This is a genomic window from Nocardia sp. CA-119907 (assembly GCF_050955995.1).
Lineage (GTDB): Bacteria > Actinomycetota > Actinomycetes > Mycobacteriales > Mycobacteriaceae > Nocardia.
In genome coordinates this window covers 3,673,832-3,688,319 of the sequence record NZ_CP192091.1, presented here as the reverse complement: position 1 = coordinate 3,688,319, position 14,488 = coordinate 3,673,832, and the positions used below count along the sequence as shown (strand labels likewise).

The 14,488-nt window shown below is 66.4% G+C and carries 14 protein-coding genes; 3 read left to right on the top strand and 11 right to left on the bottom strand.

Annotated elements, in window-relative coordinates; all coding sequences use genetic code 11:
* Positions 1-87 precede the first annotated feature (87 nt).
* Complete coding sequence (locus tag ACQP2D_RS16460; RefSeq protein ID WP_433684560.1) at positions 88-882, bottom strand: murein transglycosylase; 795 nt, start codon at positions 880-882, stop codon at positions 88-90.
* A gap of 53 nt (positions 883-935) precedes the next feature.
* Here ACQP2D_RS16460 and ACQP2D_RS16455 point away from each other — a divergent pair, with 53 nt between their 5' ends.
* Positions 936-1,373, top strand: coding sequence for a hypothetical protein (locus ACQP2D_RS16455; RefSeq protein WP_433684559.1), 438 nt, complete (start codon positions 936-938; stop codon positions 1,371-1,373).
* A 27-nt stretch (positions 1,374-1,400) separates the two neighbouring features.
* Entirely contained in the window at positions 1,401-1,640 is a 240-nt protein-coding gene (locus tag ACQP2D_RS16450) for a hypothetical protein (protein ID WP_433684558.1), read from the top strand.
* A 593-nt stretch (positions 1,641-2,233) separates the two neighbouring features.
* Here the strand turns inward: ACQP2D_RS16450 and ACQP2D_RS16445 are convergent.
* From ACQP2D_RS16445 to ACQP2D_RS16410, 8 genes are all read right to left on the bottom strand, one after another.
* Complete coding sequence (locus ACQP2D_RS16445) at positions 2,234-3,214, bottom strand: TolB family protein (protein ID WP_433684557.1); 981 nt, start codon at positions 3,212-3,214, stop codon at positions 2,234-2,236.
* Complete coding sequence (locus ACQP2D_RS16440; protein ID WP_433684556.1) at positions 3,211-4,515, bottom strand: MFS transporter; 1,305 nt, start codon at positions 4,513-4,515, stop codon at positions 3,211-3,213. The genes ACQP2D_RS16445 and ACQP2D_RS16440 overlap by 4 nt, the downstream gene beginning before the upstream one ends.
* Before the next feature lie 109 nt (positions 4,516-4,624).
* The gene (locus ACQP2D_RS16435; protein ID WP_433684555.1) at positions 4,625-5,470 is read right to left on the bottom strand and encodes an alkaline phosphatase family protein; all 846 of its coding nucleotides are present in this window, start codon (positions 5,468-5,470) and stop codon (positions 4,625-4,627) included.
* A gap of 387 nt (positions 5,471-5,857) precedes the next feature.
* Complete coding sequence (locus ACQP2D_RS16430) at positions 5,858-7,048, bottom strand: ABC transporter permease (RefSeq protein WP_433684554.1); 1,191 nt, start codon at positions 7,046-7,048, stop codon at positions 5,858-5,860.
* A complete protein-coding gene (locus tag ACQP2D_RS16425) occupies positions 7,045-7,923 on the bottom strand; it encodes an ABC transporter ATP-binding protein (RefSeq protein ID WP_433684553.1) in 879 nt (292 codons plus the stop codon). Before ACQP2D_RS16425 ends, ACQP2D_RS16430 begins: the two co-directional genes overlap by 4 nt.
* A gap of 82 nt (positions 7,924-8,005) precedes the next feature.
* Positions 8,006-9,028, bottom strand: a complete 1,023-nt coding sequence (locus ACQP2D_RS16420; protein ID WP_433684552.1) for an alpha/beta hydrolase — start codon at positions 9,026-9,028, stop codon at positions 8,006-8,008.
* Positions 9,025-9,975 carry an acyl-ACP desaturase gene (locus tag ACQP2D_RS16415; protein ID WP_433684551.1) on the bottom strand — a complete coding sequence of 317 codons (951 nt, stop codon included), beginning with the start codon at positions 9,973-9,975 and terminating at the stop codon, positions 9,025-9,027. Before ACQP2D_RS16415 ends, ACQP2D_RS16420 begins: the two co-directional genes overlap by 4 nt.
* A 48-nt stretch (positions 9,976-10,023) precedes the next feature.
* A complete protein-coding gene (locus ACQP2D_RS16410; protein ID WP_433684550.1) occupies positions 10,024-10,992 on the bottom strand; it encodes a transcriptional regulator in 969 nt (322 codons plus the stop codon).
* 446 nt (positions 10,993-11,438) lie between these two features.
* Between ACQP2D_RS16410 and ACQP2D_RS16405 the strand changes: the two genes are divergently transcribed.
* A complete protein-coding gene (locus ACQP2D_RS16405; RefSeq protein WP_433684549.1) occupies positions 11,439-12,989 on the top strand; it encodes an acyl-CoA carboxylase subunit beta in 1,551 nt (516 codons plus the stop codon).
* Positions 12,990-13,201: 212 nt separating this feature from the next.
* On the opposite strand, the gene ACQP2D_RS16400 is transcribed toward ACQP2D_RS16405, so the two are convergent.
* Positions 13,202-13,810, bottom strand: a complete 609-nt coding sequence (locus ACQP2D_RS16400) for an Rv1733c family protein (RefSeq protein WP_433684548.1) — start codon at positions 13,808-13,810, stop codon at positions 13,202-13,204.
* The gene (locus ACQP2D_RS16395; protein ID WP_433684547.1) at positions 13,807-14,454 is read right to left on the bottom strand and encodes a TetR/AcrR family transcriptional regulator; all 648 of its coding nucleotides are present in this window, start codon (positions 14,452-14,454) and stop codon (positions 13,807-13,809) included. The genes ACQP2D_RS16400 and ACQP2D_RS16395 overlap by 4 nt, the downstream gene beginning before the upstream one ends.
* Positions 14,455-14,488: the final 34 nt, after the last annotated feature.

The window sequence follows — 14,488 nt, the reverse complement described above, 5'->3', positions numbered from 1 at the left end:
CGGACGACGCTGACCGGAGGATTTCGGCGGCATAAGACTCCTGCCCACAGTCGCAAGAAGATCCGCGGGCATCAGCCTAGCGCTTTGTCAGGCAGCGCTCCCGTATCCCATTGCGGCGCTGCGCACTTGGTTGACGTAGACAGTGGAGTGGTTGTAGGCCAGGATGGCTTGCCGCCACCCGCGGGCGGTGGCCAGATCACCACCCGCCGCGCACAGGTAGCGGCCCGCGGCAAGCGCCGCATCGTCGATATTGTCGGCGCTGCCCGAAAGATTGCTGGTGGCAGCTGGTTTGCCGCTCTCCAGGGTCTTGGCGAGGGTGTCGTAGTCGGTGCTTGCGCGCACACCCCAGCGCTTCCAGGTGTCGGGGATGAACTGAAACGGCCCCATCGCCCGGGCGTACACCGTGTGCCCGGCTCGAGCCGTGGCGATGGGGTCGACGATCAGGGCATTGCCGCCGGTGCCGTTCAGAGCGATTCCGCGGATCGGTGGCCGCACCAAACCGTCGGCCGCGATGGTGGCTCCGCCGAATCGGGCGTGATCGCTTTCCACACGGGCGATCCCGGCCAGGGTGACCCACCCGAGATGGCACCCCGGTTGCGCCTTCGCCATGGCCACCGTCGCGTATCCGTAGGCCTGTAGCGCGCGCACCGGGATTCCGTATCTTTCGGCCCGGGGTCGAGCCCAGTCACGAAGCTGGTCGAGCGGGTGATCGACCGCGTCGAGCCGAATCGCGGGCACCGACCCACCGGTACTGGGCGGCACAGGATCGGGAGTTCCATCCGATGCGCTGCCACAGCCCGCGAGGACTACCGCTACCACCGGCACCAGCAGCGCCCAACGCGCTGTCATCACACCCCGACCGCGCGGGTACGAACTTGTCATATCGCCACTACTTGCCCGGGACGGGCAGAGGCGTAGCGGACGGCTTCGGCGCCTTGGGCGAGTTCGTCGGTTTCGGTGCGTTGGTCGGCTTGGGCGTGGTCGGCGCCGTTGTGTGCGGCGAACTCGTGGTCGGTGGATGCGCGATGGTCGGCTTGGACGGTGACGGCGCTGGCTTCCGCTCGGTCGTCGTGGTGGTTGTGGTCGTCGCCGGAGTGCGTTGGGCGGACGTGGTTGTGGGCCTGCTGGCCGACGTCGTTGTCGTGGCGCTGGCCGGCGTCGTGGCCGTAGTGCTGGCCGATGCTGTCGTTGTACCGATGGAGGTCGTGATCGTCGTGCCGGTCGGCGGTGTCGCCGTCGTGCCAGCCGTTGTTGTGCCCACCGGCGTCGTTGTCTCGGTCGGCACGGGGCTCGTCGGGAGGATGGTGGTGCTGGACGGGCCAACGAGGGTCGTGGTGGTGACCGGATCCTGGTTGAGGCTCACACCGGGCTGAGCAGTCGCACTCACGAGCGGTTGCGGGGTGGCCTCGATCGAGAAACTCGCACTCGCGCTGACGGACAGACTGGGTGCTGTGGTCGGGGTATCGGTGGTCACCGTGGTCGGCTCGCTGGTGGTCGTGTCGGTTGCGGCCGTCGACTCGCTGGTCGTCGTGTCCGTCGTTGTATCCGCCCCGCTGCTGACGGTGTCCGCTGCTGTGGCGTCACTCGGAACAGGCACATCATCCGGGGTCTCCAAGGTGCTGACAACGTCGCTGGCCTGAATCGCCCCGACCCGCCCGGTCGTATCTTCCGCGCTCGACGTCTCTGGGACCTCTGACGCCGCAAGGACATTGCCCACGCGGTCGGTTCGCCTCGAATCCGCTGTGACCACGCCCCCGATAGCGAGTGTGATCAGCGCGGCGATAGCCGCGGCGGCGAGCATGTGCTGGCGATCATCGCGGGGCACGAGATTCGACAGGCGCGAGCGGAAATACCCGGCGTAGCGATGCCATCGCCCCGAGTCCGATGATGCGAGCCGGTCGTCTTGTTCACCGTCGCCGAAATTGTCCGCACCGCGTTGGTCGCCAGGACCGGCGACAGCATGATCAGGCGTCCGGATGAGTATTGTTTCGTCGTCAGCAGTGGTCGCGCCGTCAGGAATGCGGACCAACTGGGTCGCATCGGGGTCGGCGATATCGGTATCAGGCGTGCCGATGAGTTCGGTCGCATCGGGATCGTTGCGGTCGGGTTCGTTACTGTCCAATGATTGCATCAGGAATTGTTTTCTTCTCTGCGACGAGTCGAGCCTGTCAGGATTTCCGAAAAAGAAATTCGGCAAGATAATTTGGAGTCGAGTAGCACGCCATTGCTCCCGTCAACGCAGTGCCGCCGGGGATTCGGCGTGCGGGATCAGCAGCCGCGGACTGCCCGAGCCGTCCGCCGGGACCGCCCAGATGTCCGAATCGTCGGTGTCCCGGGCAATGGCGTAACCGATGGTGTTCGGGTCCAGCCAGGCCGACTGGTCGTCCACGCTGCGGGTTTCGGCCAGCGAGGTCCGCACGCCCGACGCCAGATCCAGTACCGACAGCCGCCAGCCCTTCGCGGGGTCCGCGTCGATCGCCGACTTGAAGGCGATACGTCTGCCGTCCGGGGACAGCGATGGACATTCCACGTTCTGCGCGATGGTGCGGATGCTTTTCGCCGCGATATCACCTGCCACGAGGTACCGGCGTCCGTCGGTGGACATCGTGGCGTAGAAGGTGTTGTCGTCGGCGGCGAAGGTGATACCCCAGAAGTTGAGGTCGGCTGCGGTATAGGGACGGCCGTCCAGGGTCACCGGGAGGAATTCCAGTGAGTCGATCATGTCCTCGGTCTCGAGGTCGATCAGCCCGGCGCGGGTGGAGAACCGCCCGTTGTTGTACGAGTCGCCCGCCACGAACACCGTCCAGGCCACCAGCCGCCCGTCCCCGGATACCCGGGTGCGGTTCGGCACGCCGACCAGCGGGATCTCCTTCTTCACAGCGAGTTTGCGGTCCAGGATGGTGGCCTGGAAGGTGGGGAGCGCGCCGTCCTGCCGTAGGCAGATGCCGGTGCCACCCGCCGCGTCGACCCGTAGGCAGTTGAGCGCGGATACCGAGCGTGGCCCGCCCGGATCTTCGGTGGCCACCATCGCCAGGTGACCCCTGCTGTCCGGTGCGGTGCTACGGAACAGGATCCCCGGCCCGGCCGTGAGACTCAGCCCGTCGGTCACCGACACCGCGGGTTGCACGCGGGTCATCGTGAACACGCCGTAGCCGACCGCGACCGCGGTCAGCAGCACCGCCCCGAGCAGTGCCAGTAGCACCCGCCGAGTCATGCCTGCCCCTCGGTGGTCTCGGCGAGGTCGCTCGGATCGGAGCCGCCGGTGTCGGTGGCCGGGACGCCGCGCAGCAGCAGGCCGAGGACGAGCACAGCCACCGCGACCAGAATCGCGGCGATCCGGCTCGCGCTCGCCGGTCCCCACACCGTCCAGGCCAGCCCGAACAACACCGAGGACACCAGATAGGACAATGCCTGTCCGGTCTGGATCAGCGCGATTCCCGTGGTACGCAAGGATTCCGGCAGGACCGGCCCGGCCAGGGCCATCAGCACGCCGTCGGTGGCCGCGTAGAACAGGCCGTAGAGAGCGAGCACCACCAGCACTAGCGCAGTCCCACCGAATGGCCCGAACAACAGTAGATACACCAGCACCAGCGCGGCGTAGCCGCCGAGCACGACCTTCAATCGGCCGATCTTGTCGGCGAGCAGGCCCAGCGGCGTGGCCAGCAGCAGATAGGACAGGTTCGTGCCGACGGCCAGCAGCGGGAACCAGCTGACGCTGAGATGCTCCCGGTGTTGCAACAGGAGATAGACGAAGCCGTCGCCGATCGTCACCATTCCGGCCAGACACGCGGCCAGCACCAGCCGCCGAACCGGCGCCGTCCGGATCAGGCCGCCCAGCGCAGAGGGTGACACCGTGCCCTTCGGTGGCTGCGCGTCGCGGTGATCCCGAACGAACAGCACCAGGACCAGTACGCCGAACGCGGCGATGCAGAAGCTGACCACGAAGACCGCGTCGTAGGCCTGCGCGGTGGCGGCGAGGATGCCGAGCGCGACCAGCGGCCCGGCGAACGCCCCGATGGTGTCCATCGTCCGGTGCACGCCGAACGCGCGGCCGTACAGCTGCGGTGGGGTGGACAGGGTGATCAAAGCGTCACGTGGCGCCGTGCGCAGGCCCTTGCCGGTACGGTCGATCGTGATCACCGCGCCGATCGCGCCGACGGCGCTGCCCACGGCCAGCATCCCGAGTTTCGCCACCGCCGACAACCCGTAGCCCAGCCCCGCGATGAACTTGCGGCGGCGCGTCAAGTCGGCGATGTATCCGCCCACCAGCCGCAGCAGCGCTGTCGCCCCGGTGTACGTGCCGTCGACGACGCCGTAGACGGCGGGGCTCAGGTGCAGCCCGACGACCAGGTACACCGGAAGAACCGCGGTCATCATTTCCGAGGAGATGTCGGTGACCAGGCTGACCGCGCCGAGCGCGAACACATTGCCGCTGAGCAGGAAGAACGCGTTCCGGCGGGACGGTTTCGCGGCGCCGTCCCCGGTGTGCGGATGGTCGATTGTGGACAGATACACAGGTGTGCCACCTTCGTGAGTTGCGCGAGCCGCTCGCGGACAGGCCGTCGGCATGTCCGCGAGCGGGGTGATTACCAGCTACCGATCACTCGCGGATATCTGCGAATGGTCAGTTCCACACGTTGGTGATCTCGGCGGCCGAGTTCAGGTGGGACAACCCGTAGGCGCTCTCGATGGTGCTCAGAACGTTGTAGTGGTTGATCTGGTTGGAGAAGCTGCCGACCTGGGTGTGCGCGCCGACGAACGTGGTGAAGATGTGGTTGGACGAACCGCCGTTGTCCTCGTCGAAGGTGACGATGAGCAGGCTGTTGTGGGTCTTGGCCCACTGCGCGTAGCCGTCCATCTTGTTCTTCAGCCAGGTGTCACCCGTGCTGATCGAACAGTCGTGCATGTCGTTGCACATGTCGGGCGCCACATACGAGACCGTCGGCAGGGTCGTGTAGTTCGTCGGGAACTGGCTGAACCGCACGTTGCTGGTCGCCGGAACGTTGCTGAAGAACGGGGCGGCGTTGTGCTTGCGCCGGTAGGTGCCGCTCGAGCAGCCGGTGTAGCCGTCCGAGGGCATGGCCTCGGAGTAGCTCTTGTAGGACTTGCCCGCGGTGATCAGCTGGTTGGCGATGTTGTTGCCGCTGAAGGTGTGCGGGCAGCTGTCGTCGGTGATGCCCTGGGTCGACCCGGAGAACATCGCCAGGTAGTTGGGCTCACTCGGGTGAGTGACCGCGAAGGACTGGGTGAACTTCGCACCCTGACCCGCCAGGCTGTTGAAGTAGGGGGCGCTGGAACTACCGTTGATCTGCGAGTAGGAATGGTTCTCGAACATCACCAGCACGATGTGGTCGAACACCGGCACAGCCGTTGCCGCCTGCGCGGGCGACGAGCTGACGACGGTAGACGTCGCCATACCGATCAAAGCCGCCGCCGCAACGAATGCGGCCGCAATGCGCTTGCGAATCACGAATCCTCCTGAAGGATTTGAACAGACCCTGGCAGCACCGCCAGGGTCGGGCAATAGTAAGGACCGCCAGTAGCCGTGATTCCAAATGTTCTGGGGACGCTGGATGTGCGCGAAGTGAACAAGAAAAGCGGAAAACCCATTCTTCCGGGAAAACGGCAAAAACTGGTCAAGCGCCTTATCAGAACTGGTCAAGTGCATTAAACGAACTGGTCACATGAATAAATCTAGAACCGTAGATCTAATGATGGTTCGGGCCCGATTCGCTGAAAGAAGTTCAGCGGGAAGATGCCGTGATGACGACATTTGATAACCGAGTGCGGCTGCGCCGATAGCGAGGCCGGGCGCGCGGCGGTGTCGGTCGCACCGGGTGGACAGTGCTGTGAATCCTCAGTCCTGCACCTGTAGCGCCTGCCGAATCGTCAGGCGCCCTTGGGTTTGCATCAGCGAACGGCGGTAGATCTTCTCCGCGATGACGACGATGCCGTAGGTGGCGGCCGCCATCAGCGCCAAGGCGATCAGCGGCTCCCACCACGAGGCCGTGCCCTCGGCCAGTCGGCCGGGCATGGCGACTATGGAGACCACGGGCACGTAGGACGCCACCACACGCGCCGTCCCGGAGAGGAAGATTCCGGCGAACAGCACCCCCACGATCAGCAGTGACAGCGGCGTCGCGGTGGATTGGATGTCCTCGGCACGCGTCGCCAGCGACCCGGCGACGGCCCACAGGCTGGCCAGCGCGAGGAAGCCGACGACGAAGAACACAATGAACCAGCCTGCGGCACCGGCGATTTCGCTGACCTGATCGCCCTTGCCGGTAAAGGCCAAACCGATCAGTCCGGCGCTGACGAAGAGCGCGAGCTGCCCGAAGGCCATGAGCGTATTGCCGATCACCTTGCCGATCAGCAACTGCCGCAGGGGAATCGCGCTGGCGAGAATTTCCACGATCCGGTTCTGCTTCTCCTCCACCACACTCTGGGCGATGGACATGCCGAACAGGAACGAGGCCATATAGAACAGGAAGGCGAAGACGAAGGAGACGGCCCGCGCCAGGCCGGGATCCACCGCGGATGGTTCGAGCAGATCGTAGGCCACCGCACCGCCCTGGCTCAGCGCCTCCATCGAGGTGCCCGCGGCGGCGGCGTTGCGCTGCACCGTGATCTGGCGCACCGCGGCCGTCACATAGGTGGCAGCGTTATCGTCCTTTCCGGCCTTGCCGACCAACCGCCAGCCGCCACCCGCCGCGGGCACCAGCCCCACATCCACCGCGTCGTCACGCACCTGCCGTTCGACGGCGGCCACATCGGCCTGCGGGCGCGCGGTGAAAGTGACCCTCTTATCGGCACTTTCGACGAGGCCGTTCGCGGTCGCGACGATCTGCTCGGCACCGGTACCGGTGATCGCCACATCGACCTTGTCGGTGCGACTGCTGACGTAACCGGTGATGGCCAGCGACGCCACGATCGCCACAATCGTGATGACGGTGGAGATGAGGAAGCTCCGGTCGCGCAGTTTCACCATGACCTCACGCTCGGTGACGATCCGCCACACCCCGCGCGGCGCGGATTCGGGGACGCTCATGCCGTCACCTCCCGATAGATCTCCGACACCGACGGCCGCACTTCGGCCAATTCCCGCACCGAACCACGCGCCAACGCCTCGGTGAGCAACTCATCGGTCGTCGCGCCGACCAGCTCCAGCAGCACACCCGCACCATTGGTCTCGAGCACACGCACCCCGGTAAACCCGTCGAGCCAACCCGTATCCCCACCGAATACCAACCGATATCGCGAACCACCGGCACCGCGCAACTCATCGACGGCCCCCTGCCCGACCACCCGACCGGCCGCCAGAATCACCAACTGATCGCACAATCGCTCCACCAGATCGAGCTGATGCGAGGAGAACAGCACCGGCACGCCCTGTCCGGCATACTCCCGCAGCAGCTCCGCCATCGAATCGACGGCGACCGGATCCAGTCCGGAGAACGGTTCGTCGAGAATCAGCACTTCCGGCTCCGCGATCACCGCCGCCGCGATCTGCACGCGCTGCTGGTTACCGAGCGACAGCGACTCCAACTTGTCCTTACCCCGGTCCCCCAGTGCGAACCGCGCCAACAGTTCGGCCGCATGCTGTTTGGCAGCGGCGGTCGAAAGCCCACGCAGCCGGGCCAGGTAGACGAGTTGATCGAGCACCGGCTGCTTCGGATACAGGCCCCGCTCCTCCGGCATGTATCCGAACGAACGCCGATCCGCGATCGTCACCGGCCGCCCGCGCCACCGCACCTCGCCGCCGTGGATGGCGAGCACACCCATGATCATTCGCATCGTCGTGGTCTTGCCCGCCCCATTGGCACCGACGAATCCGGTCAGCGCCCCGGGAAGCACTGGGAAGGACACATCGTCCACCGCCACCTTGTCCCCGAATCGGCGCACCAGGTGCACGGCTTCCAGCATCGGATCCCCTCCGTCGATTTGCCCCAACACTACCGACGCGCTATGCCGGGGCAAGCCCACCGGAACAGGGGTGTCGCGCGGATCAGTGCGGTTCGGGCAACCCGAGCGCCGGGGCGAGGACGCGCCAGGCACGCGGCAGTTGCGCCTCGAAATCGGGCCAGGTGTGCATGCCCGCCGGGGCGTAGTCGACGGTGGCCGGAATCTTCAGCTCGGCGAGTCGGGCGGCGAAGCGTTCGGTGCACAGGCGCGCACCGGCCTCGAGTGCCAGTCCCCCGCCTGCCATCTGCAGGGCTTCGACGAGGTTCGGCGCATGCGATACGGCGACGAGATCGGCGTCGGTCGGCAGGCCGGTCGCCGCGGACAGATAGATCGACGTACCCCGCAGGTCGGCCGCCCCGAGCACACTGTCATGCGCACCCCACTCCGGCGAACCGGGTGGGCCCCAGAGGTTTTCGACATTGCCGCCGCGCGAGGCGACCGTGATGGTGGTCACGGCGCGGCCGAGTTCGTCCGCGGTGGAATAACATCCGCTCATCCCCGCGACCGCACGGTACCGGCCCGGATACCGCTGGGCCAGCATCATGGCCGCCTGCGCGCCCATCGATACGCCCGCGATCGCCCGCCGCCCATCGGTTCTCAGATACGACTCGACGATCGGCGGCAACTCCGAGGTCAGAAACGTCTCCCACCGATTGAGTCCGAGGGTGGCGTCGCGACGCATCCAGTCGCTGTACATGCTTCCGGTGCCGCCGCTGGTCAGGACCACATCGACGGGCTTATCAGCGAAGTACTCCGCCGCCCGCCCCTTGCTCAGCCACCCCGAGATCTGCTCGCCGTCGACACCGTCCAGCAGATACAACAGCGGATGCGGCCCGGAACCGCTGCCGCGCAACACATCCACAGTAATGACCCGGCGCATGGCGGCCGAGGCGATCGAAAAGCGTTCGTGTCGCGGTCCGACGGTCTCGATATTGATGGTGCCGGTCCGTGTCATGGCCGGATCCACGGGCGGCGGTCCGGCGGGTGGATCCGCGAGCGCGGGCACAGCACCCACCACGGCGATGAGGGCCATCGCCGCCGCGGTGATCGGTGCTCGAAGACTCATGGCGCGACGGCGGCTCGCTCTGCCTGTCTGGCCGCGGCACGATCGCGCTGCTCCTCGAAACGCGTTGCCCTGAGTGCCAACTCGTCGAGGTACGCGGCGATCTCGTCGCGGGCGCGTTCGCCGTCGCCGGATAGGTCGTTGCGCTCGAAGACATTCCAGGCGCGCAGCACCGGGCGCAGCACACCGTCGAGATGCTGGCGCAGATCGTAGATACCGTGCTTGGCCAGTACCACGGCATTACGCCGAAAGTTCGGCTGAGTGAGTCCGGGCATCTGGAACCGGGTGACGATGTCGGTGATCGCGCGCAGGGTCTGGTTCGGTGTGAGGTCGAGGGCGGCGGCACTGAGGTTTCGGTAGAAGATCATGTGCAGGTTCTCGTCGGCGGCAATCCGTTGCAGCATACGCTCGGCGATGGGCTCATTACAGGCCGCACCGGTATTTCTGTGACTAATCCTCGTCGCCAGTTCCTGTAGCGTCACATATGCGACAGATCGCAGGAACTGCGGTCCCTTCACAGGTTTCGCGATACCCGTCGTCATATGCGCCATTCTGGCCTGCTCCAGGATCACCGGGTCGACCGCGCGAGTGACCACCAGATAATCGCGCATGACAATCGCATGACGATTCTCCTCCGCGGTCCAGCGCCCCACCCAGGTGCCCCAGACCCCGTCCAGCGAGAACGACTCCGAGATCTCCCGGTGATAGGAGGGCAGATTGTCCTCGGTGAGCAAGTTGGTGACCATCGCGGTACGGGCGACCTCGGACAGCTCGGATTGTCCTGGCTCCCAGTCGATACCGCCCATGGCCGCGAAATTCCGGCCATCGTCCCAAGGCACATAATCGTGCGGGTTCCATGCCTTGGCCTTGCGCAGGTGCTCTTCGAGATGGCGCTCGGCGACAGGCTCGAGTTCGCACAGAATGTCCAGATCGGTCAGCGTGGTCGGCACACGTACTCCTTCGTTCACACCCCGGAACCGCAGATTAAGGGCGTTCGGTCAGGCCGAACGGGTGATTCGGTGATCATTGGGTGAGGTGACGACCGGGCGGCGAGCCTGCTGGAGCCCGTCACAATCGGGCAGATCGGCCAGCCGGTAGAGCCCCGGCGGTCGGCCATCGGCCTGCAGGCGGGCGAGCAGCTCCTGGGCCAGCCCGGCCAGTTCGGGAATCCGGCCGGTATCGCCGGACGTCACCACCGCGGTCAGCGGAACCTCGGCGGCCTCGCCGATCAGCTCGAGCACCTCGGGGGTGAGTGCGAGCGGGGTCATGGCCGAGATCTCGTCGATCGGAACCAGGACCGTCCCGCCCTCATCGGACAGCAGCGACAGCGCCCGGGAACCGAGCGGAGTCGCCAGCGCCGCCTGGACCCGGCGCAGCTTCCGGCGCGCCGCGGACGGCGCGCCTATGCCGGGTCTTCGCTCATCCGGATGCGCGGGAATCGCGAGGGCCACGACCTGGTACGACGCCGCCACACTGATTCCGGCCCGGCGCGCCAAGTGCGCGACGCCGTGCCCGCTGAGCAGCGCCGATACCAGCGTCTGCGCCGCGGTCTGCTGCTCCCGCGCCACTTGGCGGTGTTCATCGAGATAGGCCGTCAGCGTTGCCGTCGTCACCGTTTCCAGCACCCGGACGATCAGCCCGGCCGCGGCCGCCACAGCATCGGCGTCTTCGCCCGCGGCCTGCTCGGTGAGGAATTCCAAACCGATGCGGACACCATCGTGATACGCGTCGAGCACGGTTTCCAGGGCTATCCCCTCGCGCGCCCAGCGCGCTGCCGACCCGGTAATCGCCGCAGGCTGTGCCGTCACCGGAACCAACCGCGCCTCCAGCATCCGCGCGGCCTCCACCAAACAGGTGCGCGTGATAGTACCGAGATCTTCGCGTCGTGCGCGCCGAGCCTGAAAAGTCAAATGCTCGACCAGTTTTGCTTCCAAGGTCTTGGTGCCCGAACCGGTCTGTTTGCCCATCATGACTATGAAAGGCTAGCCAAGTTCGAACCGAAATCGCATATCCGGCCCGGTAATTAGGAAAGTCATCACTTCGCACCGACGGCCTTGGGCGAAATCACAAGCAGCGGACGGATTCTCGGTTGCAATATTCCGGTCATCCGGATGATCAGATTACGACAGCGGGATCCGTGCGCCGCCGGCCCGCTGGCGCACGGGTGGCGCCCGCGCGACCGCCGCTGTAACGCCCGGCGGCCCGCCAGCGACGGCATCGGCATGACAGCCCGCGGTACCCAGACACTGGTGGTTCAAACCAGAGCACGCCGACCGAACGTGTGAGCTGTCCCATGACTAAAGTGGATCCCTGTGCTACGGGTCATCTGCCCGATAGCATCGACCGCCTTGCCTCAGTTCGGTGAACCCGGGCGGTGCAACTGGCGACGAGTTCGAAGGATGGCTGACCCCCTATGACCGGTACGCGAGAAAAGCTGGAGGAACTCCGCGACGTCCTCGAGCTCGCCGAGGAGCCCGCAGGCGAAACCGGCATCGCGAAGCGCAAGAAGAAGGGCATACCCAGCGCGCGCGAGCGCGTGCGGATGCTGCTCGACAGAGGCTCCTTCGTGGAGATGGGCGCGCTGATGCGCCAGCCCGGCAGCGCCGACGGCATGTACGGCGACGGCGTGGTCACCGGCCGCGGCTATATCGACGGCAGGCCGGTCGTCGTCATTGCCCACGATCAGACCGTGCACGGCGGTTCGGTCGGCGAGATGTTCGGCCGAAAGGTCGCCGCCGCAATGGAGTTCGCGCAGGAAAACGCCTGCCCGGTGATCTCGATCAACGACTCCGGCGGCGCCCGCATCCAAGAGGCGGTGACCTCGCTGGCCTGGTACGCGCTGATGTGCCGCCGCCAAGAGGACCTGTCCGGTTTCGTGCCGATGGTCGCGGTCATGCTCGGCAAATGCGCGGCCGGTTCGGTGTACGGCCCGGTCAATATGGATGTGCTGGTCGCGACCGAGAAGTCCTATATGTTCGTCACCGGTCCGGAGGTGATCAAGGGTGTCACCGGCGAGGTGGTCAGCGCCGATGATCTCGGCGGCGCTGCCGCCCTGCAGGCCAATGGCACGGTGCATCACGTCGCCGCCGATGAGCAGGCCGCCTTCGACTGGGTCCGCACCTACCTGAGCTACCTGCCGTCGAGCTGCCTCGAGCAGGCTCCGGTGGTGAATCCGGGCCTGGAGCCGGAGCTGACCAGCCACGATCTGGAACTGAACTCGATCATTCCGGATTCGGCCCGCTCCGGCTACGACATGCACGAGGTGCTGCTGCGCATCTTCGACGACGGCGACTTCCACGAGATCAGCGCGGGCACCGCCCCGAATCTGATCACCGGGTTCGCCAGGGTCGACGGCCGCAGCGTCGGTGTGGTCGCCAATCAGCCGCAGGTGCTCGGCGGAGCGCTGGACGGGCTGTGCTCGGATAAGGCGGCGTATTTCATCCGCCTGTGCGACGCCTTCGGCCTGCCGATCATCTTCGTCGTCGACACCCCAGGCGTGCTGCCCGGCCTCGAAGAGGAACGCAACGGCGTGATCAAGCGCGGTGGCAGGTTCTTCCGCTCGGTGATCGAGGCCACCGTGCCGATCGTGTCGATCGTGACGCGCAAGGCCTATGGCGGCGGCTACGCGGTGATGGGCTGCAAGCCGCTCGGCGCCGACCTCGCGCTGGCCTGGCCGACCGCACAGATCGCGGTGATGGGTGCGGAGAGCATGGTGGGCATCATCGGCCGCCGCCAACTCGAGGCGACCCCGGCCGACCAGCGCGCCACCGTGCGTCAACAGATGATCGACTTCTACAACGCCACCGTGGCCACCCCGTGGACCGCGGCCGAGCGCGGCTATATCGACGCCGTCATCGAGCCGTCCCAGACCCGTCTGGAGATCCGCAAGGCGCTGCGCCTGCTGCGCGAAAAGGGTTCGGTCAAGAAGCACAACCCACGCAAGCACAGCCTCTTCCCGGTCTAGGTTGTCGCCCGTTTGTGTTGCGTCACAACACAAACGGGCACCGATCGTGCGATCTCCGATGTTGGCCCGCTCGCTGAGCGGCCCGGTACCGCTGTGCCCTAACGTCATCCATGCCCGGCCCGTGTTCGCCGCACGGCGGCCCGGCACGCGGCGTGCCCACCGAGTGTGTCCCTACCCACTCTGGGTGGGCACGCCGCACTCGCGCGAGGCGACTAGGCCTGATCGGGACGGGTGCCGTGGTTGCCCCAGGTCCGTTCCACCGTGGCCCATTCGGCCTCCCAGAGCCGGGCCCGGCGCCGATCGAGGCCACGGCGCAGCAGAGCGTAGCCGCCGCCGAAGCAGGTTCCGATCGCGAAGACCAGCCCCGTGGTGATCAGCAGCGCCTTGCTCAATGCCCGGGTACTCGACGGCGGCTCGGTGACCTTACCCGAGCTGTCGAGCCAGATCTTCACCGTGGCACCGGCTTTCACCACTCCGGTGGCCTGATAGTCGCTGGTGTGCGCGACCCCGAGTGCGTCCTTCCACTGCACCCGGGCCGGGGTGATCGGCGCGTACAGCGGGGCCTTGCCGACCTCGACCACGGTCGCCTCGACCGGGTGCAACTGCGCCGCCTGCGCCTTCGCGAGACGGTCTTCGGTCTGGTAGATCCGGCCGCCGACCGCCATCGACAGCAGCGGGGCGATGATCAGGAACAACACCGTCAGAACCGCCGCGACCGCCAACTGCACGCGGTCCTCGCGGCGGCGCATCGGATTTCGATCCAACCCGACGCGCCGGCAGGTGCGGCGGACAACACTCGGTGAACCGGCTGCTGCGGTCATGACGATGACACCTCGCTCTGGAAGTCGGCTGTCAGCCCGTTAAGGGTGTCGAAGAATGTGTCGATGAGATCGGGCAGTCCGTTGGTATCCGAGCCCGCGCCCCAGACCTGCAGGGCGGCGACGAGCAGTCCGGACCCGGCCGCGACGGCCACCTCGGGGCGCCGGTCCACCGTGGGGTCGACGCCGAGCCGGGCCGCGATGATCCGCACCGATTCGCGCTGTCCGTCGAGTCGGATGCGCTGATAGCCGGCGGCCAGCGTCGGCTCCTCCTCGAAGCGCTGGAACAGCGCCCAGCGTCGGGCCAACCCGGCCGCCTTCGGCCCGGCGTATTCGGCGGCCAGCCAGTCGTGCAGCGCGTTGTGGTAGGCGAGCAGCGGCGGCTCGCCGAGCGGGCGACGACACAGGGCCTCGTTGAACAGGTGCACGTCCTGATCGATTTCACCGAGTACCGCCTCCTCGATGGAGGAGAAATGACGGCTGAAGGTCCGCCGGGTGACTCCGGCCCGCTCCGCGATGTCCTCGACCCCCACCGAATCCAGTCCCCGCTCGTTGAGCAGGTCGAATGCGGCGCGTGACATCGCCGCGCGACTGCGCAGCGTGCGCAGCCTACGGCCGTCGAGGTCGACCCCGTCGTCGATACTCATATCGGCAGTCTACGCGCTATTGTCCCAACGGGAC

Coding starts and splice junctions, on each gene's coding strand:
- ACQP2D_RS16395 (WP_433684547.1), bottom strand. CDS start 14,454: ATGAGTATCGACGACGGGGTCGACCTCGACGGCCGTAGGCTGCGCACG.
- ACQP2D_RS16425 (WP_433684553.1), bottom strand. CDS start 7,923: ATGCTGGAAGCCGTGCACCTGGTGCGCCGATTCGGGGACAAGGTGGCG.
- ACQP2D_RS16410 (WP_433684550.1), bottom strand. CDS start 10,992: ATGGGCAAACAGACCGGTTCGGGCACCAAGACCTTGGAAGCAAAACTG.
- ACQP2D_RS16400 (WP_433684548.1), bottom strand. CDS start 13,810: ATGACCGCAGCAGCCGGTTCACCGAGTGTTGTCCGCCGCACCTGCCGG.
- ACQP2D_RS16420 (WP_433684552.1), bottom strand. CDS start 9,028: ATGAGTCTTCGAGCACCGATCACCGCGGCGGCGATGGCCCTCATCGCC.
- ACQP2D_RS16430 (WP_433684554.1), bottom strand. CDS start 7,048: ATGAGCGTCCCCGAATCCGCGCCGCGCGGGGTGTGGCGGATCGTCACC.
- ACQP2D_RS16405 (WP_433684549.1), top strand. CDS start 11,439: ATGACCGGTACGCGAGAAAAGCTGGAGGAACTCCGCGACGTCCTCGAG.
- ACQP2D_RS16460 (WP_433684560.1), bottom strand. CDS start 882: ATGACAAGTTCGTACCCGCGCGGTCGGGGTGTGATGACAGCGCGTTGG.
- ACQP2D_RS16445 (WP_433684557.1), bottom strand. CDS start 3,214: ATGACTCGGCGGGTGCTACTGGCACTGCTCGGGGCGGTGCTGCTGACC.